This is a genomic window from Flavobacterium hankyongi (genome assembly GCF_036840915.1).
GTDB lineage: Bacteria > Bacteroidota > Bacteroidia > Flavobacteriales > Flavobacteriaceae > Flavobacterium > Flavobacterium hankyongi.
In genome coordinates this window covers 88,747-114,900 of the sequence record NZ_CP085725.1, presented here as the reverse complement: position 1 = coordinate 114,900, position 26,154 = coordinate 88,747, and the positions used below count along the sequence as shown (strand labels likewise).

The window sequence follows — 26,154 nt, the reverse complement described above, 5'->3', positions numbered from 1 at the left end:
GTTTCGCAAGAAATATTATCTTTGATAGAAAATAATTCGTTCCGAAGCTCGCAACTGACGCCAAGCGCGGGAACGTTGTGTGCTATTTTATAGAACCTATAGAACAAATTCAACTTTTGGTTTATTTTTAGTGTTTATTTTATAAAATTTTTTATGAAAAAGTTTTTTTTAAGTACAATTTTGCTTTTGACTTTTTTTAATACTATTGCTCAAACGCAAATAGGTACTGAAGAGAGTTTTAAACCATATAAATCATATCTAAAAACCCCTGATTTCTTTGAAATATTGGAGAAAAGCAAACAAACCCAAAAAGACTCAATGGAAGTTTTTACGTTCAATGGATTTTCCCAAGAAAAGAATGAAACTTTTAAATGTAGTTTTGATATCGAGAAATACAGAACAAGATTATATGAAGATGAATATGGACTAAATGAATATATAGAACTTGCAAGTCTTACCAATTATGTTTATCAAAATCAAAAAATAATTTTTAAAAGGATTAAAATTAAAAAAGATTTAAAAGAGAAAGTAATAAACATTAAAAACTACAATAGAGATGAAGAAGTATTAGATATTTACTATTATCAAAATGGAAAACCTAAGCGATTATATTCAAAACTAGCTAAAACAATTTGGTTTTTTGATAAAAAAGGAAATATTGACAAAGTCAGATATGATGAATTAGGAAATATTTTGAATTATTTTGATTTAGAAGAAAAAAAGGAATTTATTATAGACAATTCAAAATTTACTTTAAAAGAACATTTGAAAATAAGAGAAGATTTGTTAAAAATAATTCATAATACAGGTATGGCAGGAAAAGGCTTTGATGATTTTACTGTTAGTGATTGGAAAATACTTAACAAAACCAAAAAATATTTGAAAAAGCTATTTAATATTGACTTTGATTTGTATTGTTATGGAATGAGTCATTTAAGTAAAGAAACCTATTTAATTTCAGAATATGGCGAAGAATATTTTCTAACACCATATTGGAAAGAACTCAAAAAACAACAAGAATATTACAATAACAAATGAAACAACTACTTTACATATCATTTTTCCTTTTTAGCATTTTGTCTTTTGGGCAAAATATTAAAACTAAAACAATTAAAGTTTTTGTTTTTGGAAGTGTTTCTTACATAAAAACTCAAATTCCAGTATTTGAAGCAGATATTTTAATATATACAGATGGAAGAGTAAGAGAAACAAAGACAGACAAAGACGGAAAATTTCAAATAGAGGTAAAAGAAGGTGATGAATTGATTTTTAGTGTTCTTGGATATGATGAACAAAAAATATTAATTACTGATAAAAATTGCTATAAAATTTTTTTGTGGTCAAAAGATTTTGATGTTTGGGAATCAAGAAAAACATTTAAAAAAAATCGAAGATACTATCGAAAACTCGAAAAAGAAATATTGAAGAAAGAAAAAAAAGGAATTTATGATTGTTTTGATTAAAAAAAAACAGCACACAACAGCGGTTTGCTTCAATGGCTACTTCCGGATTTTCCTACGGAAAATCCGCTGCTAAATGGAATGTTTTGTTATATTTGTAATGGCTTGGTGTTGGTGCAACGCCACTGAGAGCAAGCCGCAGAACGTTAGCGGTAATTTTACCAAAAATGTGGCTAATCTAAGAATCTAAGGCAATTTTTAAGACAAAAATGAAATCTAAATTTTCGTATCGAGCATATTTTTTTGTGGGATTAATAATTCCAACTCTAATTTTACCAATCTATCTTTTCTTCAACAGAAAAGAAGCTTTCGGAGAAAATTACAATTTCAAGTTTTTATTTGTAGGTTCACTTATGCTAATTACCTGTTTCTGGCTTTTTGTTGGAACATTGAGAAGAGTAATTTCTTTGGACTTATCCAATCGTGAAATTGTTGTGAAAAATATTTTGCAATCAGAAAAAAAAATTAGACTTGAAGATTTAGACGGTTTTGAAACGACAATTGAGACTTCTAAAAGCGGAAACTACGAAGTTTTATTTTTAGTAAAGAATAATAAAACTTTAGTTCACATTTCAGAATTTCATTTATCAAATTATAAGGAAATTAAAAGCGAAATTGAAACGAAACTGAAAAATCTCGGATTTGTGCCGTTTAGTTTTTTCTCAGATTGGAAAAGATATAAATAAAAACTACCGCTAACAGCGGTTTGCTTCAATGGCTACTTCCGGATTTTCCTACGGAAAATCCGCTGCTAAATGGAATGTTTTGTTATATTTGTAATGGCTTGGTGTTGGCTCAACGCCACTGAGAGCAAGCCGCAAAACGTTAGCAGACATTCTTTAAAACCTCACCATGAAAAATCTATTTAGTATCAAGAAAATTTTATTATTGACTTTTATATTACTAATTATTTCTGCTTGTCAAAAAAGAGAAATTAATTTTTCAAATGCTTTGCTTTTAGAGCAGTCAAAAGAGTTGACACTCGCTAATAAAAGAGAATTTCACGGTTTGCTCTCAGCGATATATTCAATAAATTTAGAAGAAAATAAACAAACTTCTGTCGAAACCAAAAAGTTAGAAAATCTTTTTGCCGAATTTGAAAAATTTGAATTAAAACTCCAAAAAGCAAATCGTGCGAAATCCATAGAATTGATTGATAAGGAATATGCGAAATTTAAAAATGATGTTGTTTTTAATATACCTGGGTTTGTTTTTAAACCATTAGTAACCGAAGAATTAAATAAGCTTAATGATGACGTTTTTAAGTCATATGCAACATCAAAAATTTCAAGACTTTATTTAGATTCTGCTGGATATATCTTTACTTCACGAAGTTATGGGCGTGAACCACTCTAGAACGTCTGCTAACAAAGAACTGTGCTTAAAAACAAATAAAAAATGATTTATTTTTAGTTTTTAACTACTAGTTTACTTCTATAGTTTTCATTGTACTCTACTCCTGACTTTGCTATTGCAAATGCTTGTTTTAAAAGCTTGTTGCATACCGCTATTAAAGCTAGTTTCTTGCTTTTTCCTTTGTTAACTATTCGTTCATAAAGTTCCCTACAAGCTTTATTGCATTTACAAGCAGTAAAACTGCACATAAACAGTAAATTTCTGAGTTTGGAATTACCAACTTTACTTATCCTAACCTTTCCTTTTATACTACTTCCTGACTGCCTAATTACTGGAGTTAAACCACAAAATGAACACAATTGTGAACTGTCCTCAAAACGTTTAAAACCATCTGTTAAAACTAAAAGCATCATCGCTGTTTTACGTCCAATTCCTGGAATACTCTCTACCTTAGTCAACATCTCTTGTTGTTCTGATTTGACCAAAACCAACAACTCTGCTTCCAGCAAACCAATCTCTTTTTGTAAATGTTTTAGAATCTTCTTTAATGAACTAACCACTATTTTACAAGGATTACCCAATACCTCCTCTGCTTGTATTTTATTCTTTAAAGCAGCACTTTGCTTGGTATAAGTGTCTAATAATCTCAACATTTGCAAACATTGTGTCTGGTATTTTGAATAACCAAACCATAAGGGAAGCTCTTGTTGCTGACCATACAAACAAATCATCTTAGCATCTGATTTATCCGTCTTTACCCTACTCAGTTTCATTTGAATAAAGCGCTTTATCGATAACGGATTTTCTACCGATACTGCAATATGATGATCTACTAAAAAATATGCCAATTGATAATGATAATAGCCCGTTGCCTCCATGACACAATGGGAAGTGGCATCCAACAATTTCAAAAACTTTAAAAAGTCTTTTAAATTGTTAGAGAATTGATAATAATTACCCGAACAATCATAAACATCAAATGTGTCTTTACTGATGTCAATACCAAATGTTTTTTTATCTTTACTCATAACAAATTTTTTTTGGAAAGGACAGACTACTTGCTTTTCATCACCTTAAAATCGAGATTAAATCTCACAGAACTGTTCGAAATTTAAGTAGAAAAGAGAGGGGATTATCACTGTTGACGGAATCTTAAGTTCCTGCGGTTATCGTAAACCTTACTCCTCTCTTTTGTTCTTTCTGTTTATAATATAAATTTATCAATAGTAAACTTAAGGCGGTTTTACGCAATGGCTCCATTTCTGTTTTCTTCGCCGGAAATTACTAAGTTGGAATTTTTGTTTACATTTACAACTAATCAATAAACGTCCCGCCACTGCGTAAAGCCGCGGAACGTTGTGCGTAACTCGCCCAGCGACCTCAAAAAAATCGTTAAAAAAAATTGCAGAAATACCAAAACTTGGTATATTTGATAAAAATTAAAAACGATGGCACGAAATACTTCAATATTGTTAGGTGATTATTTTGAAAACTTCATCAATGAGCAAATTGCTTCTGGAAAATATAATTCTGTAAGTGAAGTGGTTAGAACTGCTTTGAGAGTTTTTGAACAAGAAGAGAACAGAACAAAATCTTTAATAAACGAACTTAAAATCGGAGAGAAAAGTGCTAAGATTAGAAATTTTGACCGTAACAAAAATCTTGAACAGCTTAAAGCGAACTTTCAAAAATAATGTCAAAATATATAATTAACGAGAAAGCTCTTGATGACATTAACAAAATCTGGATTTACACAGCAGAAACCTGGTCAATCGAGCAAGCTGACCGCTACTATAATCTAATTCTTGACGAAATTGAATATATCATTGATAATTTTGAAATGGCTCGTGACTTTGGAAACGTCAGAAAAAATTACAGATGTTCAAAAGTAAAGTCTCACTTAGTTTTTTTCAAGAAAACAAAAACTAATGAAATAGAAATCATTAGAGTTTTACATGAAAAAATGGATATTGAAAACCAATTAACTGAATAACAAGAGCTACGCACAACAGCAGTTTGGCGCAATAGCTAATTTGCTCTAAATTCTAAATTTTCTTTACGAAAATGTGTATCTTTAACAGAAAATAAATCTTTCGCTGGCTTCGCTACTGTCGCCAAGCTGCGAAACGTTATGCAACATTATTTAAAACCCTGTAAAACATGACATTTACGTATTCTATCTGCCATCCCGAGAAAAAGGAAATCGATTATAAAAATCAACATTTATCAGAAGAAGAAGTGCTTGAAATTGCCCAAAATTATCCTTGGGAAGAAAAATTGAATTTCATGAAATCCCTTGGAGAAAAGGTTTACTATAATCCTTCAATAGATTTCAAATGCATTGAAAATGGACAAAGTTTTTGTTTAACCGCTATGTATGACGACCAAAATAAGCTTATGTTTTCTTTGTGGTATAACCGTCCAAAAAAAGTTAAAGTGTTGTTTGGCCTTCTTGGAGAATCTGAAAAAATGGTTGTTGATGATTTTTGGTCATTAAACCTTAACGATTCAATTAAATATTTAGAATATTTTGTGGAGAAAAAATACTCAAAGATTGAAGATTTATATAAAAAATAACGTCCCACAACCTGAAAAACAAAAGAAATTAAGTTGGATAAATAAAATATTTGGAACTAAAAAGGTAGAGGAAATTCCAACTCGAAAAATTGACTATATCCAAACAACAAAAGATTGGAACGCTGACCCAGTTTCACCTGAAATTGAATTAAAAGTGGACGGAATTGACTTAATAATGAATATTTATCTTAATCATTTCCAATTCGACAAATATCAAGGCGACAAAGTTAAAGTCCGATTTAAAAACTGTGCGGAATATTCTATGAATACTTGTAATGACGAAGGCTTTTACTATGATCAGTATAGAATTAAACCAACGGAATTAGAATGAGGAGAATTTTATGAAATTAAAAATGGATTAGATAGAAAATTACCGAATCCAATTAAGAGAATTCAAAACGATAATTCGGACAGAAAACATTTCATATTCTTTTTTAAAGACGAGACATTCGAATGCCTTGCTTCTGACTATTATTTAGATTTTTACAACGAAAAGGACTAAATAGCTGTAAAACCTATAAAGTAGTTTTAGGAGACAAAGAAATTGGAACTTCAAAACTCGAAAAAGCAGACGCACGAATGGGAGTTGCATTTGGACTATTGAATTCAATGGAATTGAAACGCCTTACGAATTCTTCAAAGAATACTGCTTGAAAAATAATATTGCAATAAATACTGACGACCCAGAATTTGAATTTATTGATACTCAAGTTATATCAGAATTAAAAGTATTCAGACAGCATGGACTTGAAATAAAAGGAGTTGCTGGAAACGCAATTACGGGTATAAAAGATGAAGGATACAAAATCTCAATTTTGGGAATAAGTTACCCATTTTACGAGGAAGAATTTCCTCATCATGTTGAACACTATGAAAATATGTTTAAAAAAAATAAAAAAACGAACGCACAAAAAGCGTTTGGCGCAATTGCGAATTTTGTAGTAAATTCAAGTTCACGTTTCACAAGAAATATTATCTTAGTGGAAAATTAAGCGGTTACGAAGTTCGCCAGTTCTTGAAGCCTCAAAACGAACGTTAACTGCAAGAAGACCAACACACAGCAAAATAAAAATCTGATTGACTAAGCTGAAGCCGAAAACAATAAATACGTTAAACATAATGACAAGAAATATAATGATTGCGAGCCGACTAAGAGAAGTTTTACTGAACGGACGTTGGATTGCCTACACAAATTACAGAGAGCAGATACAAAGCGTAAATTGGCAACAGGCGACACAAAAAATTGGCAATTTAAATACTATTGCAGCTTTGATTTACCACATAAACTATTATTTGGCAGGACTATTAAAAGCTTTTGAAAATGGAAAACTTGAAATTAGCGATAAATACAGTTTTGACCTTCCACCAATTACTTCCGAAACAGATTGGAATGAATTAGTTACCGACTTTTTAACCAATTCAGAAAAGTTTGCAGATAGAGTAGAACAAATGGATGACCAACAATTTGACAAGCCTTTTATTGATGAAAAATATGGAACATTTTTGCGGAACATTGAAGGAGTTATAGAACACAGTTATTACCATTTAGGACAAATTACCTTATTAAAAAAATTGACAATAGACAATAAATCATTAGAAACTAAATGAAAAAAACAATTAATTACAGAACTGCCTGCCGCTAACAAGGGTTTACCAAAAGCGGGGCTAAAGCGCCTCGATTGAGCATTTGTGCAAGGTTGAACAGCAGTACTTCTATTGAACGTTTGTGCTAAAAATCCTCACTAGCATAAAGCCCTGAAAAGTTATCAGTAATACCTCCTCACTAAATAATTCAATTTAAAAAACTTGTTTTAAAATAAATTGTTAAATTATTTTTATATAATTGACGCAACAACTATATTTATATCAATTATAATTGTATCAATTAATTTAATATGACAAAAAACAATCCAACAGGAACCGTTCTTTATACAATTGAACAAACAATAAAAGAATATAGAAAAATTTCACAGAAGAACATAAGGAAAATAGTAAATGATATAACAGTTGACCAATGTTTGTTATTAATTGTGCTTAATAAAAATCCTCATTATTCTCAAAAAGAAATAGCCGAAATGATTTTCAAAGACAATACTTCAATTACTAGAATTATTGAACTTATGGTAAAAAAAGAATATCTGACAAGAAAAATAAACGAATTGGACAGAAGAAAATTTGACCTTGAAATAACAGAGAAAGGAAAAAAAACAATTCAGTTGCTAACACCTGTAATAAACAAAAACAGACAAGATGCTCTTAAAGGATTAACAGACAATGAAATTGAATCATTGGATAAAATACTTATTAAAATACTTTCAAACTGTAGAAAATAAAATGAAAAAAGCACATCAAATAACTATATCGAGATTGTTTTTTATAATCATTTTTCTTCCAACATTAATTTTTGGACAAAAAAATATATCAACTGATCTTGCAAAATATATGCAAGCACAAGTCGATGTCAATAATTTTAGCGGAACTGTTCTTGTCTCAAAAAATGGTTCAATTTTATTAAAAAAAGCCTACGGATTGGCTGACTATGAATGGAATGTTAAAAACACTATTGATACAAAATTTCAGTTGGCATCTGTAACAAAACAATTTACGGCTGCGGCTATTCTTATATTGGTAGAAAAAGGAAAATTATCACTAAATGATAAACTAAATAAATTTTTACCTGATTACCCAAAAGCAGATAGTGTATCAGTTCATATGCTATTATCTCATTCATCAGGACTTGCATTAGGTTTTAAGGAGTTGGCAATAAGTACTATTTCAGCAGATTCTGCCTATTATGAAATTAAAAAAATTCCTTATGAATTTCCACCAGGAACAAAAACGGCTTACAGCAATATAGGTTATTACTTATTGGGTAAGATTATAGAAAAAGCATCAGGTGAAAAGTATGCCAATTTTTTAAATAAAAATATATTTGAAAAAGTAGGAATGAAAAACACAGGAATAAGTAATAATGATTCGATAATTCTAAAAAAAGCAAAGGTTTATCATCTTACAGAAAAAGGACTAGTACACAATCCTTATATTAATTGGACGTTTAATATTGGTCATGATGGTGTTTATTCTACTGTTGAAGATTTAGCATTATGGGACAAATCCCTTTATGGAACTACAATCTTGTCGGCAGAATCAAAAAAGGCAATGTTTACTTCATATAGCAACGAAAATTGGGGTTATGGATTTATGATAAATCCATTTTATAATCATGGACATCAACTAATTGCTCATGACGGTGGTTTTTTTGGCACAATGACTTCATTTAACCGATACACTGATGATAAAATTTTTGTAACTGTACTTTCAAATAATGAATCCTTTTCTCATATTATAGGTTATGGGTTATCGGCAATTGCTTTACAAAAAGTCGTAGAACTTCCTTATAAACATTACCAAACTAAAATTGATACCACGATATATGATAAATATGTAGGTAAATATGGAAAAAACAAAATCATCAAATTAAATGGTAAATTATATTTCAATAGTTCAGAAATGGAGCTTTTACCAGAAACAAAAACAAAATTTTTTAGAGCTGATAATAACGACAGAACAATTGAATTTATTGAAGACAAGAAAGGTGTTTATAGTTCAATAATTTTGACTAAAGGAGGTGTAAAAGAAACTGTAATGAAAGATAATCAATAAAAACACAAACCGCTAAAAGTAGTTTTATATTGATATAATTTATGATAATGAATAAGAATTTAAAAAAGACTTTGGGTTAATTAAACACAAATATTATTATAATAGAAATCAAAGAATTGAAAAGCAAGCAGTTTTTTTTAAACGATACAGAAATTCATTGAATGGAATTTTAGATTAAATTCAGCATCACTTGTATGTTTACCTCAAGAATAGCGAATCTTTAGAAAGACACATTCTGATGCGAGATTTTTAAGAAAAAATGATTGAGATAGAATGAAATACAAATCAGCTAAAAAAGTAAATCAGAATAAAAAACGATATGCAAAAATGAAAGAATTGTATGCTGATGAATTTGTTTACGAAATAATTAAAAAAGAGAAAACATACACAAAGTAGTAGTTATAAAAAAGGCATTCAAATAAAGTTTAAAGTTTTTTTATATATTTAGTTACAATCTTAATAGAACAATTAGAACAAAAAACATTAACATGGAAGACTCAACAAACAATTCATCAAGTAAAGTAACCCCAAAAGTAACAGGTATTGGTGGTGTATTCTTTTTTTCTGACAATCCAAAAGAAACAAGAGAATGGTATGCAAAAAATTTAGGATTTGAAATAAACGATTGGGGATCAACTTTTCAGACAAGAAATTTAGAACGTCCTGAAGAAATAAATTCATTACAATGGAGTCCATTTAAAAACGGTAGTGACTATTTTGCACCATCAAAAAAAGAATTCATGGTAAATTACACTGTTCAAAATATCGAATCGTTAGTTAAAAGTCTCCAAGAGAAAGGAGTTACAATACTTGACGAAATTGCATCTTATGATTATGGAAAGTTTGTTCATATTATGGATGTAGATGGAAATAAAATTGAACTTTGGGAACCTGCAAAATAATTTAAAAAGAGTTTAAAGATGTTTTAAACATCTTTAAACTCTAATATATCTCCTGGTTGACAATCTAAAACTTTACAAATAGCTTCTAAAGTGCTAAATCGTATTGCTTTTGCCTTTCCTGTTTTTAATATTGAAAGATTAGATAACGTCAAATCTACTTTTTCTGAAAGTTCGTTTAATGACATTTTTCTCTTTGCCATCATAACATCTAAATTCACTACTATTGGCATAACTAAATTGTTAATTCGTTTTCAAATTGCATCTCAACTCCTCTCTTAAAAATAAGAACTATTATATAAAGAGTAATAAACATAAAGAACCAAACATCTGCCCCACTAATTCTCAACAATTCAGTATCAGACATTTTTATTCCTTTTGAAGCTATCCATCCTAAATATTTTTGCCCCCAAAATGAAAAAATAGCAATTCCTAAAATTACATACGACATTTTAGACAAATACTTAATCAATTCTTCTGTAAAGGGAGCTTCAATATTAATTTTTCTTTCATGCAAAACCTTTACTATCAAATAAAAAAGAATTGCTTTTAACGTTGCTGCAATACATGAAAAGATCAAAACAACTATAAAATAACCGTAATCATAATCCAACAATTCTCTTAATTTAAAATAATGAGCCGCATAAGGATTTATACATACAGAAAAAACTGCATTGAAAATAAACGATCCCGCTTCTACACATAATCCTATGAATATTATCCACGAAACAACATTCATCACTTTTAAAATTTGTTTTGTTCTTGATTTCGTCACTGCAAATTGTAAAATTACAAAGCAAATATCAGTAAATTTTTATTGAAAAACAATAAATTTTTATTAATTTTTAAAACATTTAATCACAGTCTTATAAATTAAAAATTGATACTAAAGTAAAATCATGTTTAACTTGCTAAATTTGCTAGAAAATAAAGGAAATGAATATTAAACTTTTAGCAATAGGTAAAACAGATAATAAAGCTTTACAATCTCTCATTGATGATTATACTAAAAGGCTTTCCTTTTATATAAAGTTTGATTTAGAAATAATTCCTGACATTAAGAATGTAAAGAATCTTTCAGAAGCTCAACAAAAAGAAAAAGAAGGAGAAATAATCCTATCTAAAATATCGAATACCGATCAGCTTATTTTATTAGATGAAAATGGTAAAACATTTTCAAGTGTGACATTTTCAGAAGAATTACAGAAAAAAATGAATTCAGGCATTAAGACACTGGTATTTGTAATTGGCGGTCCATATGGCTTTAGTGAAGAAGTGTATAAAAAAGCAAATGGCAAAATTTCTTTATCTGCTATGACATTTTCTCACCAAATGGTTCGCTTGTTTTTTATAGAGCAATTGTATCGTGGATTCACTATACTGCGAAACGAGCCTTACCATCATCAGTAGTTTTACTTTTTTTTATAATAATGTGGATTCTTTATTAATCCTTTCTTCACAATTTTTCTTATCCCCCCTCTAATCATTGTATCAAGGCGCAAAAATACATCAGTCAATTTATTATTGGGTCTAGCTCTAAAACTAGTAACATGATAAGTATCTGAAGGCAACAAAGGGTTGTCTGAAAAATAGTAGTTAGATACACAACATCTTGATTTGTCAACTACTACCTTTGAAACAGAATGTAGAGAATTATTATGTGTTGCCATTACTACCAAGCGATTGAATTTACTTTCAATAGTAATTTGACTATTATTCAATCCATCTGGCCATAACTCTAAATTTCCACCATTTTCAATAGTCCAATCAGGTGAGACATAAAATAAAACATTTAAAATTCTCCAACGACTTCTATCCTTATCATGTGAATTATCTAAATGAGGGTTAAGAAAGTGATTTTTACCCATCATCGAAATCCCTCCTGCATATAACTTTTCGTCAGGATGCAAATCGTTAACTCCGCAAATTTCTCCAATAAGTTTGACCACTCGCTCATCTTGAAAAGCAAATATTATTTCTTCTAGTAAAGGGTTAAGCTCATCCATTTGTGCAGAAACATATTTAAACTCTCTAATGCTTTTTTTGAGTTTCATTATTTCAGAATTGGGAAATGAAGAATAAATTTCATCTACAATATGTGAAGGAAGAAGATCATCTAAAAAAAAGAAACCTATTTTATTAGAAGATTTATGAAAACTTTCTGACAAAGACTTTTTTTCTTTCTCTATTTTTTCAACAATTAATGCCGACAAATCCTCTCTAGTCATAAGTTTTTTTTACAAATATAGTATTCTAATAAAATAGATTTTTAAATATATTATAAATAAATTGCAGCATAAATTTCAAATATGATTTCGATACTTATTCCTACTTATAACCACAGTGCTTTGAGCTTAGTTAAAGAGCTGAGCAATCAAGCACAAGGTATCGAAATTCTTTACGAAATATTGGTTTTGGATGATTGCTCAACCAACAAAAAAATCATTGAAGAAAATAGATCTATCAACAATTTAGAAAATTGTTCATATACAGAAAGCAACATCAATAATGGAAGAACATTTTCGAGAGGAATTTTAGCAAATAATGCAAAATATGAATGGTTACTTTTTTTAGATGCAGATGTAATACCAAAAGATATTTCTTTCATAGAAAAGTATATCAATGAAATTAAAGATAATAGTTTTGATGTTATAATAGGTGGATGTGCATATGAAAACAAAAAAACACAAAAAAATAAAGTATTCAGATACACTTATGGAAAAAAAAGAGAAGAAAAAGCGGCAGATTTACGAAATAAATTTCCTCATAAAAATATATTATCAGGGAATATTTTAATTCAAAAAGATATTTTTTTAAAATACAACTATCCATATCCAAATAATATTTATGGATTAGACAATTATTTTGCTTTTCAACTTTTTAAAAACAAAGTAACCATTAAGCATATTGACAATCCAATTTATCATTTGGGTCTGGAAGACAATGAAGTTTTTTTTAATAAATCAATCAATTCCATTGACTCACGTATTAAATTACTTAAAAATGAACCTGGAATAAATAATTTTGACTCATTAATTAAAAACTATAATTTTTTTCACAAATCAAAACTGAATATTATTATTTCCTTTTTATTTAGATTGAGTGAACCTTTTCTTAAAAAAAGAATATTGAGTTCAAAACCAAGTATCCTTGCATTCGATTTATATCGTTTAGGATACATTTGTAACTTAAAATAATTAAAAAAATGCCTTTTTTTTCAGTCGTTATTCCGCTATACAATAAAGAAGAATTCATTGAGAGTACTTTAAGAAGTGTTTTGAATCAGACTTTCAATGATTTTGAAATCATTATAGTAAATGATGGGTCGACAGATAAAAGTGAAGCAAAAGTTTTAAGTTTTAAAGATTCTAGAATAAAGTATTTCTATAAAACGAATGGAGGTGTCTCTTCTGCAAGAAATTTTGGAATTGAGAAAGCAAGTTCAAACTATATCTGTTTTCTGGATGCGGATGATTATTGGTATCCTGAATTTTTAACTCAGTTTCACAATACAATACAATATCATTCTGAACAAAAAGTTTTCTCTTGTGCCATCGAAATTCAAACTTCAAAAATAATTTCTCCTGCAGTTTACGCTATCAATCAAGAAAGAAATACTCAATTATTTAATTACTTTGAAGCCAGTTTAAAACAATCTATACTATTTACTTCGGCGGTTGCTATACATAAGACTGTTTTCGAAAAAGTTGGCCATTTTGATGAAAAAATGAAAACTGGAGAAGATACTGATCTTTGGATCAGAATAGGCTTACACTACTCTATTTTATTTATCAATTCTATTTTAGTTCGATACAATTATGACGAAAAAGGATTGTCCAGACAGATTAAAGATTTTGGCAAAAGCTTAAATTACAGTGCTTTTAAAGATTTAGAACAAAAGAATTTATCGTTAAAAACATTTTTAGATTACAATCGTTTTTCAGACGCTATAAAAGCTAAAATTTATGGAAACAAAGAACATTTTAATTTAATGTATTCTCAAATAAACCACGAACAATTACCAATAAAGAAAAAAGTTTTACTAAACCTACCTACCTTTATATTAAAAGCTTTGATTATAAATCAAAATAAACTAGGGAAAAAATCATTTTTTAAGTAACTTAAAGTCTTTGTATTCTCTTATATAATCAGATTCATCAAAAAGTCCTGAAGAAAGCACAAGACAAACCGAACCAGAAGAAAAGTTTTCTAATTCACGCCAAATTCCTTCAGCTATGAGTAAACCTTGATTAGGACGGTTTAATGTTATTATTCTTTTATTTTTACCGTCTTTTAAAACAACATCAAAACTACCACTAAGTGAGATTAGAAACTCAAATTGTTGCTTATGAGCGTGTCCTCCTCGTTTAGAACCACTAGGAACATCAAATAAATAATAAACTCTCTTAAAGTTAAAAGGAATTGTATCACCTTCAATAACCGAAAGGTTTCCTCTTCTGTCTTGAATTCTTGGTATTTCTATTAATTTACAATCTTCTATTGTTGTCATTTATCCTTCAATGATTTTTTGCCAATCTTTACTCACATTATCCAAAGATAAATGCTTTATACTTTCTTTAGCATTCATTTTACAATTTTCATAAAGAATTTTATCCTCAATCATCCTGTTCATTGCTTGAGCTAAAATATCTGGATTATTATTTTCAACTAATAATCCATTTACTCCATTGATAACAATTTCCGCTGGACCCGATTTACAATTAACAGTTACAACAGGAGTCTCTAATGCCAATGATTCTATAATAACTCTAGGAAATCCTTCATATTTACTTGTTAATGTGGTAAATATTGCCTTTTTCACATACGGAAATGGGTTAACAAGTTTTCCTTTGAAAAGAATTTTATCTGATAAATTAAGTTGAGAAACTTTTTCTTTTAACATCTCTAAATCTTGTCCTTCTCCTATGATAAATAGTTGAATGCTCATTTTAGGTAGATTAGATTTAGCATAAGCATTAATTAACAATGTATAATTTTTAACTTCGTCATCAATTCTGCCATAAGCCAAAATAAAATTCCCCAAAATATCAAGCGCCAAAGACTGTCGCATTAAAATTTGTTCATGAATTGGATTATAGATAGTTTTTACATTCATATAATGAAATACTGACTTAATTTCAGTCTCAATTTCTCTAGAAACACCAATAATCGCATATGCTTTTTTATAGATAGTTTTGGCGATGAATTTATTTTTAGGAAAATATAAATGAATATTTCCACTTCGAACCATATAAATAGGAAGACTTAAATTATAAACGAAATTAGAAATAATAAATTCTAAAACCGTTTTAGTTCTTGTTCTATTATCAATGATATAATCAAATTCATGCTTTTTAATATATTTTCTAAAAACAAAAAAACGATTAATTCTACCTAGTACAGTGTTATTTTTTTCTTTTAATAACCCCAAATTAAGTAATTGTCCTTCATACTCAAACTCAATTTTATTTAAAACCGTTGTAATGTGAACTTCATATCCTAATTGGGTAAGCAAGATAGACAACAATGCTGTTGAACGCTCGGCTCCTCCATTAGCCAATGAAGTCGTTACTAGTAAAACTTTCTTTTTTGTTTTTTTGATAGGCATCAAGAAAAAATGTAGATATATTTGACAAATATAACAATATATGAAAATATTATTAGTAGGAGAATACAGCCGTTTACATAATTCATTAAAAGAAGGGTTACAAGAATTAGGTCACGAAGTAGCACTTAATGGATTAAACGATGGTTTTAAAAATTACCCTGTTGATTTTAAAATAAAAAGAAAATGGAATTCGGGCATTCTAAAAAAACTAAAATTACTTTTTTTAAAATGTACTGGATTTGATATTACTTCTTATCTTACCTATAGACAGGTGAAAAACAATTTAGACAAATTTAGCGGATTTGATGTCGTTCAATTAATCAATGAAAACAGCTTTTTATGTGTGCCTAAATATGAAATAAAAATTATTAATTTACTTCTTAAAAATAATCAAAAACTATTTTTACTATCTTGTGGAAATGATTATCTAAGCGTGACTTTTAATTTTAAAAATCCTGAATTAAAAACTGAAGTGACTTCTTATTTAGAAGGTAAAGTTTTAGATAAAAATTTTCAAAATACTTTAAAATTTAAACAACCTGATTTTAAAAAACTTCATGATTTTATCTTTAAAAATTGTTGTGGGGTAATTGCTTCCGATTTAGATTATTATTTTCCTTTATTAAATCATCCTAGATTTTCAGGATTGATTCCTAACCCTATAAATATCAATAAATTGATTTTTACTGAAAATCCCATTACAGATAAAATTGTGATATTTCTAGGAATTAATAATCAAACCTATTATAAAAAAGGTTGTGATTATTTTGAAAAGGCACTAACAGTAATACAATCTAAATATCCTGATAAAGTAAAAGTTATCATTAGTAGAAGTGTACCTTACGCAACATACATTAATTCCTACAATGAGTGTCATATTTTACTAGATCAAATTTATGCTAAGGATCAAGGATATAATGCTCTAGAAGCAATGGCTAAAGGAAAAGTAGTTTTTACAGGAGCAGGTGATGATTTTGTACAACGATATAATCTCACGGAAAAAGTTGCTATACATGCCAAAGACGATATTGAATACTTAGTAAATGAACTTAGTTTTTTAATTGAAAATCCTAATGAGATTATTAAGATTCAAAAAAATGCTAGATTATTTATAGAACAGGAACATAATTATGTTGGAATATCCAAAAAATACATTAGTACTTGGAATACAAATAAAAAATTTACCTAAAACTACAATGGCGTATTTTGCCTTTATTAATTTAAGGTAACTTTTAAATTTTAGATAATCAGAGAGATTATCTTTTACAAATTTTGTTGTTCTTGTGACTTTATAGTTTCTTACTTTCAAGAAATACAAACCACTATTCATGTTAGGTTAGGTAAATTTACATATGTACTTTCTGTATGAGTTTAGGTTGCATGAATCTGTTTCCCTAAATAATCGTATATAGTTATTTCATTTACTCCTCTAGGTCAATAAGTAATACTTCAAAATTTCCATTGTTGGGATTTGGATATAATTTAACTTGAATAAAAACGGATTAGCATTTATATTAGAACTAGTTAAATCTACAAAAGTTAACAATCTGCAGTATCCATCTCTAAAAGCACCAACATTTAACAATAAAGATTTTTTATAAGAATCACTAATAGGTAAATGTTTGTCCATTTGTTAAAGCAGCTATTTCAAACTTCCCGTTTGGTGTGTTTGTACCAATTCCTAAATTAGTATTTGTTGTTGGTGAATTAGGTAGTACCCTTGATGCACCTCCTGAACCAGTACTAATTTTAGCATTACTACTTACAAAAGAACCTAAGAATAATTTTTTTTTATCTTTACTTGCTTTAAAATTTTACATAATAAATGTCTTACAAATTAAAACAAGCTTTTTCTAAAATAAATTCCTAAAACTATAGAGTAAACAAGGTAAGTAAAGGCATGAGCTATAACAACTCCCTCATTTTCAAAATACTCTATAAATAAAAAACTAGAAACAAGGAGAACACTTAAAGACATCATTTCAGTAATTATAAATGCTCTAGTCATTTTTTTTGCGAAAAACTGTAATGCTAATATCCATGAAAAAGCCTTAAAAAAATCACCAATTAATTGCCAGAAAAACAATTCTGAAACTGGTTTAAAATAATCTGTAAACAATACTGAAATTATAATGTTCTTCAACAGAAACAATATCACTAGTCCAACTCCAAAAAAAGGCAAGACTTTTTTATAAAAATCAAACAAAACACTTTTTGTCTCATCATTATTCTGAGCTGTAACTAATCTTGGGTAATAATAGACTGTAAGGAGCGTATTTATAAAAAGTAAATAATAAGATGAAATTCTACTCATTGCTTCCCAATATCCAGCCTGATCTATCCCTTCGTTTTCAATAAGATTATTTCTTATCAACAACATCACCAAAGGTCCTAAAACTCCTGAAACTAAAGCCATCAGGAAGTAATGTGACAAATTTTCAATCAACTTAAAATCAAAAAATCTGAAGTTTATATAATTACCTAAAGATAACTTTCCAGATAAAAAATATAAACTCACAAAAAAAAGTAGTGATGGCGCAACAATTATTGATAACATCGCTCCAAACACATCATATTTCAATACAAAAAATAAGGTTAGTAACAAACCAATGATATTACCAATGATATTGATGTACATTACTTTCTTAAACTCTCCAAGACCGTTTATAACAGCATTTAAGTAAATAGATGATATGTATAAAGGCACTAAAAACGCTAATATTTTGAATAAATATGAAAAATTATTAGTTCCAAAAACGATTGAATTCCAATAATCAGCAAAACAAAAAAGTAAAATTCCAAATAGACAGGAAAGAATTACAAGATTTAAAAAAAGTGTAGAAATGATTTTTTTTAATTCAGACTCAGAGTCTTTTTTTTCGGCGACATATTTAATGATACCATTTTGAAATCCCAGAGAAGAGATACTATCAAAAGACGATAAAAAATTTCTAAGATTTCCTATTAAAGCCATTCCTGAAGGCCCTACATAGATGGCTAAAATTTTGGAACTAATAACCCCAACTCCAATTTTAGTCAATACATTTAATCCATTTAAAGAAAAAATTTTAAATAGTTCTGAAGAAATTATTTTTTGATAAAATTTCAAAATTAATAGCTATTTAAAATTTGAATTACCTTGTTTATCTCATCGTTTGTCATTACAGGGCTCATTGGCAAACTCAATACTTCTTTGTGAATTTTTTCGGTTATAGGAAATGACCAATTATTCCAACTTTCTAAAGCCTTTTGTTTGTGTGGAGGAACAGGGTAATGTATCAAGGTTTGGATGCCATTATCAAGTAAATAAGTCTGTAATTTATCTCTATCTTCACATCTAATCACAAATAAATGAAAAACATGATCATCAAAGTTTTCGACTTTTGGCAATACAACTTTATCATTCTTAATTTCTGAGAGATAACCTTTCGCAACTAAACGTCTCTTTTCATTATCTGAATATAGATTAGGTAATTTACAATTTAAAAAAGCGGCCTGAATTTCGTCTAATCGAGAGTTAAAACCAATGTATTCATTATAATATTTCTTTTCTGAACCGTAGTTTCGGAGTTTATATATTGTTTTTGATAATTTTTCATCATTCGTTATGACAGCACCTCCATCTCCTAACGCTCCTAAATTTTTCCCAGGATAAAAGCTAAATGTACGAGTATGACTTCCTTTAAAATTTAATCCATGAGCTTGAGCACAATCCTCAACAATTAATAAATCGTGTTTGTAAGCAATTCCTATTATATCATCCATATTAGCCAATTGGCCATATAAATGAACTACCAAAATTCCTTTTGTTTTTGGGGAAATTTTTTCTTCTATTAATTTTGCATCAATATTATAAGTTTCGATATCTGGTTCGACTAGCACTGGAACCAGGCCTGCTTGTAAAATTCCTAAAATTGAAGCAATGTAAGTATTTGCTGGAACTATTATTTCGTCACCTCTCTTTAAATGACCATTTTCTATATACGCTAAAAACGAAAGTATAATAGCATCCAATCCGTTTCCTACTCCAATACAGTATTTTGCTTTACAATAATCCGCAAAATTTTTCTCAAACAGTTTAACTTCTTCTCCCAAAATATACCAACCACTATCCATCACCTGCTTCAGCTTATTTTGAAAGGCTTCTTCGTAAGGTTTATTTATTTTATGAATATCTAAAAATGAAATCATTTCAATACATTAAGTAAGTTGATAAATTTTGAAGTTGAAACTTCATAAAAATCCTGAGTTATAGCTGATGCTCCAAAGCTTTCTTTCCAAAAAGACAAACCTTTATTAAGTATTTTACCATTGTCCTCATTAGAAATTCCAAAGTCTAAAAACTTCTTATCTTTAAATACATTCGTTATCAAATGGTAATACAAATAATCAAGGCTTCCTAATTCATTTTTAGTCGAATTAGCCGAAATATACTGTGCATGGGCAACTTGCTCACTTTCAAAAATAGTTGTCCCGGCAACTATTTCACTGTTTTTATAAACATTAAATTGTCTTATGTTTTTAGAAAATTTAGAATGTAAATATTCTATTTCTTTTAATGAGTGAACTGGTAAAGCATTATGCTTTTCATTCAAATTTGGAATTAAAATAGAATTCCAGAATTTTTCAAAATTTGATTCTTCAACTATTTCCAACTCATTCTTCACCCCCTTAGAAACTCCTTCCATCCGTCCTTTAGATATTGAATTCTCTTTTTTCAGATCAATAACAGCTAATGAATCTCTTCTTATTAGCTTCGATTCCAATAAAAATAGAACATACAACATTTCATCGGCAGGTTTTTTATGATAGATAAGCGGAATACATTTTATAGTTATTTTTTCAAAGCTATTTTCATATAAAAACTTCAAAACATCATGAAAAATATTGATTATCACTTCAAGCTTTAAATTATCATTATAAACAAGTCCTCCATAAGTCAATCCTTGATGAGAAAATAACTCATTACCTACTTTATTTGCAGGTAAAATTGCAACCAACTTTTCTTTTTCATCAGAGACAAATAATGAACAATCTTCAAATCGATCACTATGATATTGCATAAAATTGCGATGAAATAAAAAAGTACCATTTTTAGCATTGGCTACAAAATTGTTCCAAAGATTAAAGTCGGTTTGGTTATATTTTTTTATTTTAAATTGTTTCAAAACTATAATTTAACCCGAAAGTACATATTTTAAAGCCTATCTACAAAATAATTTGAAAGGCTATCTATTTCTTAGTACTTTAGCTTTTTAATTTAATTCGTTTTGAAAGAAATAACTTCTGTCCAAAATCTATATATAAAATCACTGGTTTTACTTCAGGAAAAAGCCAAGGAAAGAAAAAAAACTGGTACTTTTTTAATTGAAGGGCATCGTGAAATTGAATTAGCCATTAAAGGAAATTATAAAATTGAAACTATTTTATTCCTTCCTGAAATCATTTCAAATGATCAGATAAATAAATACTCTCAAGAACAAATAAACCTCATTGAAATATCAAAAGAAGTTTATCAAAAATTAGCTTACAGAGATACTACAGAAGGTATTTTAGCTGTAGCAAAAACCAAAAATTTCAGCTTAGAGAATTTAAAACTACCACAAAACCCTTTGATTTTGGTCGCTGAAGCCCCAGAAAAGCCAGGAAACATTGGCGCTATGTTACGCACGGCCGATGCTGCAAACCTTGATGCGGTTATTATAGCCAATCCTAAAAGTGACATGTACAACCCGAATATTGTTCGTTCAAGTGTAGGGTGTATTTTTACTAATCAAATCGGCACAGGTACTACTCAGGAAATTATTGATTTTTTAAAAAAAAATAAGATAAATATATACGCAGCAACATTACAAAATTCCACTTCTTATCATACTCAAGATTATACCAAACCCACAGCACTTGTTGTAGGTACTGAAGCAACGGGATTAAGTGATGAATGGAGAAATAACGCCACTCAGAATATTATTATTCCTATGCAAGGGGAAATAGATAGCATGAATGTTTCAGTTGCGGCAGCCATTTTAATTTTTGAAGCTAAAAGACAACGCGGATTTTAACTTTACAGAAATTTAAATATATTGTGTATATCAACGCTAATTCGTAAATTTAAAGAATGAAGATTAAATGCCATGGTTGAGATTGATATAGAAAAAGAAAACAAAGCAATTGCTCAAGAATACAAAGAATTACTTCGAATAAGTTATCAAACTTTAAGTCCTGAAGATAAAAAGCTTATCCGTAAAGCGTTTGATGTGGCTGTTGAAGCACACCAAGACCAAAGAAGAAAATCAGGAGAAGCCTATATTTTCCATCCTATTGCTGTTGCAAAAATTGTTGCAAGTGAAATTGGTTTAGGTCCAACTTCAATTGCCGCTGCATTGTTACACGATGTAGTTGAAGATACCGATATAACTGTCCAAGACATTGAAAAACTTTTCAATCCTAAAGTTGCACAACTTGTTGAAGGTTTAACTAAAATCGCACAAGTCAAAAAAGACATGAATATCTCTATGCAAGCAGAGAATTTCAGAAAAATGTTATTGACCTTAAACGACGATGTTCGCGTAATTATAATCAAACTTGCCGACCGTTTGCATAACATGCAAACCATGGAGTCTATGGCTGATTACAAACAGGTAAAAATAGCTTCTGAAACATTATACATTTATGCTCCCCTTGCGCATCGATTAGGTCTATACAATATTAAAACGCAACTTGAAGATTTAGGATTAAAATACACAGAACCTATTGTGTACAACGATATTGTAAGTAAAATAAAGGAGACTAAAGAAGAACAAGATGCTTACATAAAAAATATTTCTGATATTTTAAAAAAATCATTAGACGAAGAAGGTATTGAATACATTATAAAAGGACGTCCAAAATCTATTTATTCTATCCGTAGAAAAATGGCTGCTCAAAATGTTACTTTTGATGAAGTGTATGACAAGTTTGCCTTGCGTATTGTGTACAAATCGAATCCTCATGATGAAAAATTCTTAGCTTGGAAAATATACTCAATTGTTACTGATCATTACCGCCCTTCACCAAGTAGACTACGTGATTGGATTTCTTCACCAAAATCAACTGGATACGAAGCGTTACACATAACAGTAATGGGGCCATTAGGCCGATGGGTAGAAATTCAAGTTCGTAGTGAACGCATGGATGAAATTGCTGAAAAAGGATATGCAGCTCACTATAAATACAAACAAGGCGCTAATGAAGAAAGTAGTCTAGACACTTGGTTAAATCTACTTAAAGAAGCCTTAGAAAACGCCGAAACAAACGCAGTAGATTTTGTTGAAGATTTCAAAATGAATCTTTATGCAAAAGAAATTTATGTATTTACACCAAAAGGAGAAATTAAATCCCTGCCTAAGGGAGCTACCTCATTAGATTTTGCTTTTTCAATTCACTCAGAAATTGGAGTAAAAACAAGAGGGACAAGGGTTAATGGAAAGTTAGTCCCTTTAAATCATGAGTTAAAAAGTGGTGATCAAGTAGAAATTATCACTTCCCCTAATCAAAAACCAACAGCTAACTGGTTGGATTATGTAACCACTGCTCGTGCTAAAAATAAAATTAGAAACGTTCTTAACGAGAATACTAAAAAAATTGCCGAAGACGGAAAAGAAGTTTTGGCAAGAAAACTGAAACATCTTAAAATCACATTAAACGAAACTGTTGTAAACGAATTAGTATCTTACTTGAATCTAAAAACAAGTTTAGATTTATTTTATCGTGTAGGTATAGGAACTGTTGATAATCAACAACTGAAAGATTTTGCCGCACAAAAAAGCAATACATTTTTTAATTTCTTCAAAAACAAGATAAAAAAATCATCTCCAAACTCAGAGTTTATCCATAAAGATGAAATTACAAGTAATTATGATTTATTAGTTTTTGGCCCCGAACAAGATAAACTTGATTATAAATTATCTTCATGTTGTAATCCTATTCCTGGCGATCCAGTATTTGGTTTTGTGACTATTAACGAAGGAATTAAGGTCCATAAACGTGATTGCCCTAATGCCATAAGTATGCAATCGAACTATGCATATCGAATCATGCAGGCAAAATGGATAGATTCTTCTCAACAAGAATTCAAAGCAATATTAGAAATAACTGGAATGGATAGCATAGGGCTTACTAATGAATTAACAAGGGTTATTTCTAACAACATGCAGGTAAATATTCAAAGTATCTCCCTTAGCGGAGAAGCAGGAATTTTTAACGGTAAATTAGCTGTTATTGTACCTAACAATACTGTTCTTAAAAAAATGATTGAAAACATTAAAAAAATTGATGGTGTAGACAGAGTGACTAGAGTTTATAAAAATTAAGTTTCTAATAAACTTTTATACTCAAAACAAAAAAATTATCTTTGCCGGATATGACACAAATATCATCTGATAATACTACAAATCAGGAAATTGTAAAAAATGTTTTTACAATGTATCTTGAAGAAAAAGGTCACAGAAAAACTCCTGAACGTTATGCTATACTTCAGGAAATATACGATAGCGAAGAACATTTTGATATAGAAAATTTGTATATCAAAATGAAAAATAAAAACTATCGTGTATCTCGTGCGACCTTATATAATACTATAGAATTACTTTTAGATTGTGGATTGGTTCGTAAACACCAGTTTGGACAAAACCAAGCTCATTACGAAAAATCATATTTTGATAAGCAACATGACCACATCATTATGACCGATACTGGAGAAGTAATCGAATTTTGTGATCCAAGAATTCAAACCATCAAACAAACCATGGAAGAAATTTTTGGTATTGAAATACAAAACCACTCTCTTTATTTTTACGCTACAAAAAAACAATAATTAATGAGCACAGAATTAAATCAAGATCAACTCAATACTGAAATCGAAAAGAGTAATTTCAAAATTTATTCAAAAGGTGCTATCTACGGATTTTCAATATTTTTTTCTACAGTTTTTGGTGGCGTATTATTAATGCAAAATTTAAAAGATTTAGGAAAAAAGAAGGAAGCTAATCTTGTATTAGGAATATCATTACTATATACTGCGATATCAATTGTCATAATTAATTTACTTCCTTCAACAGTTGGTAATCCAGCTCTTTTTTTAAATTTAATTGGTGGTGGTATTTTGAGTTATTTTTTTCTTCCAAAATACATACCTAATTTCGAAAGCTTTTCTAAAAAAGCAATATGGAAACCTTTAATAATTTCATTATTAATATCAATTCCATTTGTTTTAGCACTTATATATTCAGAATAAATAAAATTATAAATACAACAACACAACACAACACAATGACCGTAGATTTACTACTAGGATTACAATGGGGAGATGAAGGCAAAGGAAAAATTGTCGATGTATTAACCTCAAAATACGACATTATTGCTCGTTTTCAAGGCGGACCAAACGCTGGACACACATTAGAATTTGATGGAATTAAACACGTTTTAAGAACTATTCCTTCAGGAATTTTTCACAAAAACTCAATTAACATTATTGGTAATGGAGTTGTAATTGACCCAGTAGTTTTTATCAAAGAAATTGAAGGTCTTGAAAAATTCAATATTGATATATATAATAAACTTTTAATTTCTAGAAAAGCACACTTAATACTTCCTACTCACCGCTTACTAGATGCAGCTTCTGAAGCAGCAAAAGGTAAAGCTAAAATTGGTTCTACCCTTAAAGGGATTGGGCCTACTTATATGGACAAAACCGGTCGTAACGGAATCCGTGTTGGAGATATCGAATTGGCCGATTTTGAAGAAAGATACCGTTCATTGGCAAACAAACACGAAGAAATGATTAAATTCTATGATGTTGCTATCCAATACAATCTTTCAGAATTAGAAAAAGAATTCTTTGATGCTGTAAAAGAACTTAAAAAGTTAACTTTTATTGATTCTGAAGAATATTTACATCAGGCTCAAAAATCAGGAAAATCAATCTTATGTGAAGGAGCTCAAGGTTCATTGCTAGATGTTGATTTTGGTACTTATCCATTTGTAACATCATCAAATACAACTGCTGCTGGAGCATGTACTGGTTTAGGTATTGCACCAAATAAAATCAAAGAAGTTTTTGGAATATTCAAGGCTTATACAACTCGTGTTGGTAGTGGTCCTTTTCCAACTGAAGATTTTGGTGATGCTGGCGATACAATGGCTAAAGTTGGTAACGAATTTGGATCTGTTACAGGACGTCAACGTCGTTGTGGATGGTTAGATCTTGTTGCTTTAAAATATGCTATCAGAGTTAATGGTGTAACTCAATTAATGATGATGAAAGGCGATGTATTATCAGGATTTGAAACATTAAAAGTGTGTACATCATACCAATACAATGGTCAAGCCATTGATCATTTACCTTATACTATTGAACCAGAAAATGTAACGCCTGTTTATACTGAGTTTAAAGGTTGGAAAGCCGATTTAACTGGAATGAGTTCATACGACCAACTTCCAACAGAATTAAAAGAATATATCGATTTTATCGAAAAAGAAGTAGAAGTTCCCATTACAATTGTATCTGTTGGACCTGACAGAAAACAAACAATAAAAAAATAATTCATAAGACTCA

33 protein-coding genes are annotated in these 26,154 nt (G+C 29.3%); 23 read left to right on the top strand and 10 right to left on the bottom strand.

Annotated features, from left to right (window positions below):
* Window positions 1–153 precede the first annotated feature (153 nt).
* From LJY17_RS00565 to LJY17_RS00550, 4 genes are all read left to right on the top strand, one after another.
* Window positions 154–1,038, top strand: a complete 885-nt coding sequence (locus LJY17_RS00565) for a hypothetical protein (protein ID WP_264541934.1) — start codon at window positions 154–156, stop codon at window positions 1,036–1,038.
* Window positions 1,035–1,463 carry a carboxypeptidase-like regulatory domain-containing protein gene (locus tag LJY17_RS00560; protein WP_264541933.1) on the top strand — a complete coding sequence of 143 codons (429 nt, stop codon included), beginning with the start codon at window positions 1,035–1,037 and terminating at the stop codon, window positions 1,461–1,463. Before LJY17_RS00565 ends, LJY17_RS00560 begins: the two co-directional genes overlap by 4 nt.
* Before the next feature lie 206 nt (window positions 1,464–1,669).
* A complete protein-coding gene (locus tag LJY17_RS00555) occupies window positions 1,670–2,146 on the top strand; it encodes a hypothetical protein (RefSeq protein ID WP_264541932.1) in 477 nt (158 codons plus the stop codon).
* 166 nt (window positions 2,147–2,312) lie between these two features.
* A complete protein-coding gene (locus tag LJY17_RS00550) occupies window positions 2,313–2,816 on the top strand; it encodes a hypothetical protein (protein ID WP_264541931.1) in 504 nt (167 codons plus the stop codon).
* 53 nt (window positions 2,817–2,869) lie between these two features.
* Here the strand turns inward: LJY17_RS00550 and LJY17_RS00545 are convergent, their stop codons facing one another.
* A complete protein-coding gene (locus LJY17_RS00545; protein ID WP_264541930.1) occupies window positions 2,870–3,844 on the bottom strand; it encodes an IS110 family transposase in 975 nt (324 codons plus the stop codon).
* Between the two features lie 420 nt (window positions 3,845–4,264).
* Here LJY17_RS00545 and LJY17_RS00540 point away from each other — a divergent pair, with 420 nt between their 5' ends.
* The 10 genes from LJY17_RS00540 (at window position 4,265) to LJY17_RS00495 (ending at window position 9,958) form a co-directional block, all read left to right on the top strand.
* A complete protein-coding gene (locus LJY17_RS00540) occupies window positions 4,265–4,510 on the top strand; it encodes a type II toxin-antitoxin system ParD family antitoxin (RefSeq protein WP_264541929.1) in 246 nt (81 codons plus the stop codon).
* Window positions 4,510–4,809: a type II toxin-antitoxin system RelE/ParE family toxin gene (locus LJY17_RS00535; protein WP_264541928.1), complete on the top strand. Its 300-nt coding sequence runs from the start codon at window positions 4,510–4,512 to the stop codon at window positions 4,807–4,809. The genes LJY17_RS00540 and LJY17_RS00535 overlap by 1 nt, the downstream gene beginning before the upstream one ends.
* A 167-nt stretch (window positions 4,810–4,976) precedes the next feature.
* Complete coding sequence (locus LJY17_RS00530; RefSeq protein WP_264541927.1) at window positions 4,977–5,393, top strand: hypothetical protein; 417 nt, start codon at window positions 4,977–4,979, stop codon at window positions 5,391–5,393.
* The gene (locus LJY17_RS00525; protein ID WP_264541926.1) at window positions 5,371–5,724 is read left to right on the top strand and encodes a hypothetical protein; all 354 of its coding nucleotides are present in this window, start codon (window positions 5,371–5,373) and stop codon (window positions 5,722–5,724) included. Before LJY17_RS00530 ends, LJY17_RS00525 begins: the two co-directional genes overlap by 23 nt.
* Before the next feature lie 319 nt (window positions 5,725–6,043).
* Complete coding sequence (locus LJY17_RS00520; RefSeq protein WP_264541925.1) at window positions 6,044–6,385, top strand: hypothetical protein; 342 nt, start codon at window positions 6,044–6,046, stop codon at window positions 6,383–6,385.
* Window positions 6,386–6,512: 127 nt separating this feature from the next.
* Window positions 6,513–7,001: a DinB family protein gene (locus tag LJY17_RS00515; protein ID WP_264541924.1), complete on the top strand. Its 489-nt coding sequence runs from the start codon at window positions 6,513–6,515 to the stop codon at window positions 6,999–7,001.
* A gap of 287 nt (window positions 7,002–7,288) precedes the next feature.
* The gene (locus LJY17_RS00510; protein WP_264541923.1) at window positions 7,289–7,726 is read left to right on the top strand and encodes a MarR family winged helix-turn-helix transcriptional regulator; all 438 of its coding nucleotides are present in this window, start codon (window positions 7,289–7,291) and stop codon (window positions 7,724–7,726) included.
* A gap of 1 nt (window position 7,727) precedes the next feature.
* The gene (locus LJY17_RS00505) at window positions 7,728–9,056 is read left to right on the top strand and encodes a serine hydrolase domain-containing protein (RefSeq protein ID WP_264541922.1); all 1,329 of its coding nucleotides are present in this window, start codon (window positions 7,728–7,730) and stop codon (window positions 9,054–9,056) included.
* A gap of 273 nt (window positions 9,057–9,329) precedes the next feature.
* Window positions 9,330–9,452: a hypothetical protein gene (locus LJY17_RS00500; protein WP_264541921.1), complete on the top strand. Its 123-nt coding sequence runs from the start codon at window positions 9,330–9,332 to the stop codon at window positions 9,450–9,452.
* A 92-nt stretch (window positions 9,453–9,544) separates the two neighbouring features.
* A complete protein-coding gene (locus LJY17_RS00495) occupies window positions 9,545–9,958 on the top strand; it encodes a VOC family protein (protein WP_264541920.1) in 414 nt (137 codons plus the stop codon).
* 23 nt (window positions 9,959–9,981) lie between these two features.
* Here LJY17_RS00495 and LJY17_RS00490 read toward each other — a convergent pair whose 3' ends face one another.
* Window positions 9,982–10,188 carry a helix-turn-helix domain-containing protein gene (locus LJY17_RS00490; RefSeq protein ID WP_264541919.1) on the bottom strand — a complete coding sequence of 69 codons (207 nt, stop codon included), beginning with the start codon at window positions 10,186–10,188 and terminating at the stop codon, window positions 9,982–9,984.
* 2 nt (window positions 10,189–10,190) lie between these two features.
* Window positions 10,191–10,697 (bottom strand): hypothetical protein, encoded by a 507-nt coding sequence (locus LJY17_RS00485; RefSeq protein ID WP_413614501.1) that lies wholly within the window; start codon window positions 10,695–10,697, stop codon window positions 10,191–10,193.
* A gap of 194 nt (window positions 10,698–10,891) precedes the next feature.
* Between LJY17_RS00485 and rlmH the strand changes: the two genes are divergently transcribed.
* The gene (gene rlmH, locus LJY17_RS00480) at window positions 10,892–11,365 is read left to right on the top strand and encodes a 23S rRNA (pseudouridine(1915)-N(3))-methyltransferase RlmH (protein ID WP_264541918.1); all 474 of its coding nucleotides are present in this window, start codon (window positions 10,892–10,894) and stop codon (window positions 11,363–11,365) included.
* A 2-nt stretch (window positions 11,366–11,367) separates the two neighbouring features.
* Here the strand turns inward: rlmH and LJY17_RS00475 are convergent, their stop codons facing one another.
* A complete protein-coding gene (locus tag LJY17_RS00475; protein ID WP_264541917.1) occupies window positions 11,368–12,183 on the bottom strand; it encodes a 2OG-Fe(II) oxygenase in 816 nt (271 codons plus the stop codon).
* A gap of 81 nt (window positions 12,184–12,264) precedes the next feature.
* Between LJY17_RS00475 and LJY17_RS00470 the strand changes: the two genes are divergently transcribed.
* Together LJY17_RS00470 and LJY17_RS00465 are read left to right on the top strand one after the other, a co-directional pair.
* Complete coding sequence (locus tag LJY17_RS00470) at window positions 12,265–13,152, top strand: glycosyltransferase family 2 protein (protein WP_264541916.1); 888 nt, start codon at window positions 12,265–12,267, stop codon at window positions 13,150–13,152.
* A gap of 8 nt (window positions 13,153–13,160) precedes the next feature.
* A complete protein-coding gene (locus LJY17_RS00465; protein ID WP_264541915.1) occupies window positions 13,161–14,075 on the top strand; it encodes a glycosyltransferase family 2 protein in 915 nt (304 codons plus the stop codon).
* Here the strand turns inward: LJY17_RS00465 and LJY17_RS00460 are convergent.
* Both LJY17_RS00460 and LJY17_RS00455 read right to left on the bottom strand, forming a co-directional pair.
* Window positions 14,061–14,465, bottom strand: a complete 405-nt coding sequence (locus LJY17_RS00460) for a sugar 3,4-ketoisomerase (protein WP_264541914.1) — start codon at window positions 14,463–14,465, stop codon at window positions 14,061–14,063. The two genes, LJY17_RS00465 and LJY17_RS00460, sit on opposite strands and share 15 nt — an antisense overlap.
* Window positions 14,466–15,563: a glycosyltransferase gene (locus LJY17_RS00455; RefSeq protein ID WP_264541913.1), complete on the bottom strand. Its 1,098-nt coding sequence runs from the start codon at window positions 15,561–15,563 to the stop codon at window positions 14,466–14,468.
* A 40-nt stretch (window positions 15,564–15,603) separates the two neighbouring features.
* Between LJY17_RS00455 and LJY17_RS00450 the strand changes: the two genes are divergently transcribed.
* Window positions 15,604–16,752, top strand: a complete 1,149-nt coding sequence (locus LJY17_RS00450) for a glycosyltransferase (RefSeq protein ID WP_264541912.1) — start codon at window positions 15,604–15,606, stop codon at window positions 16,750–16,752.
* A 240-nt stretch (window positions 16,753–16,992) separates the two neighbouring features.
* Here LJY17_RS00450 and LJY17_RS00445 read toward each other — a convergent pair whose 3' ends face one another.
* From LJY17_RS00445 to LJY17_RS00430, 4 genes are all read right to left on the bottom strand, one after another.
* Window positions 16,993–17,193 (bottom strand): hypothetical protein, encoded by a 201-nt coding sequence (locus LJY17_RS00445; RefSeq protein ID WP_264541911.1) that lies wholly within the window; start codon window positions 17,191–17,193, stop codon window positions 16,993–16,995.
* 207 nt (window positions 17,194–17,400) lie between these two features.
* Complete coding sequence (locus tag LJY17_RS00440; protein ID WP_264541910.1) at window positions 17,401–18,672, bottom strand: O-antigen translocase; 1,272 nt, start codon at window positions 18,670–18,672, stop codon at window positions 17,401–17,403.
* 2 nt (window positions 18,673–18,674) lie between these two features.
* Window positions 18,675–19,754 carry a DegT/DnrJ/EryC1/StrS family aminotransferase gene (locus LJY17_RS00435; RefSeq protein ID WP_264541909.1) on the bottom strand — a complete coding sequence of 360 codons (1,080 nt, stop codon included), beginning with the start codon at window positions 19,752–19,754 and terminating at the stop codon, window positions 18,675–18,677.
* Window positions 19,751–20,731: a GNAT family N-acetyltransferase gene (locus LJY17_RS00430; protein ID WP_264541908.1), complete on the bottom strand. Its 981-nt coding sequence runs from the start codon at window positions 20,729–20,731 to the stop codon at window positions 19,751–19,753. The genes LJY17_RS00435 and LJY17_RS00430 overlap by 4 nt, the downstream gene beginning before the upstream one ends.
* A 102-nt stretch (window positions 20,732–20,833) precedes the next feature.
* Between LJY17_RS00430 and LJY17_RS00425 the strand changes: the two genes are divergently transcribed.
* The 5 genes from LJY17_RS00425 to LJY17_RS00405 all read left to right on the top strand — a co-directional run bounded on the left by LJY17_RS00425 (window position 20,834) and on the right by LJY17_RS00405 (window position 26,141).
* Window positions 20,834–21,622, top strand: coding sequence for a TrmH family RNA methyltransferase (locus LJY17_RS00425; RefSeq protein ID WP_264541907.1), 789 nt, complete (start codon window positions 20,834–20,836; stop codon window positions 21,620–21,622).
* A 72-nt stretch (window positions 21,623–21,694) separates the two neighbouring features.
* Complete coding sequence (locus LJY17_RS00420; RefSeq protein ID WP_264541906.1) at window positions 21,695–23,911, top strand: RelA/SpoT family protein; 2,217 nt, start codon at window positions 21,695–21,697, stop codon at window positions 23,909–23,911.
* 50 nt (window positions 23,912–23,961) lie between these two features.
* Window positions 23,962–24,414, top strand: coding sequence for a Fur family transcriptional regulator (locus LJY17_RS00415; protein ID WP_264541905.1), 453 nt, complete (start codon window positions 23,962–23,964; stop codon window positions 24,412–24,414).
* Between the two features lie 3 nt (window positions 24,415–24,417).
* Window positions 24,418–24,834 (top strand): hypothetical protein, encoded by a 417-nt coding sequence (locus LJY17_RS00410; RefSeq protein WP_264541904.1) that lies wholly within the window; start codon window positions 24,418–24,420, stop codon window positions 24,832–24,834.
* A 35-nt stretch (window positions 24,835–24,869) separates the two neighbouring features.
* Window positions 24,870–26,141 (top strand): adenylosuccinate synthase, encoded by a 1,272-nt coding sequence (locus LJY17_RS00405; RefSeq protein WP_264541903.1) that lies wholly within the window; start codon window positions 24,870–24,872, stop codon window positions 26,139–26,141.
* Window positions 26,142–26,154: the final 13 nt, after the last annotated feature.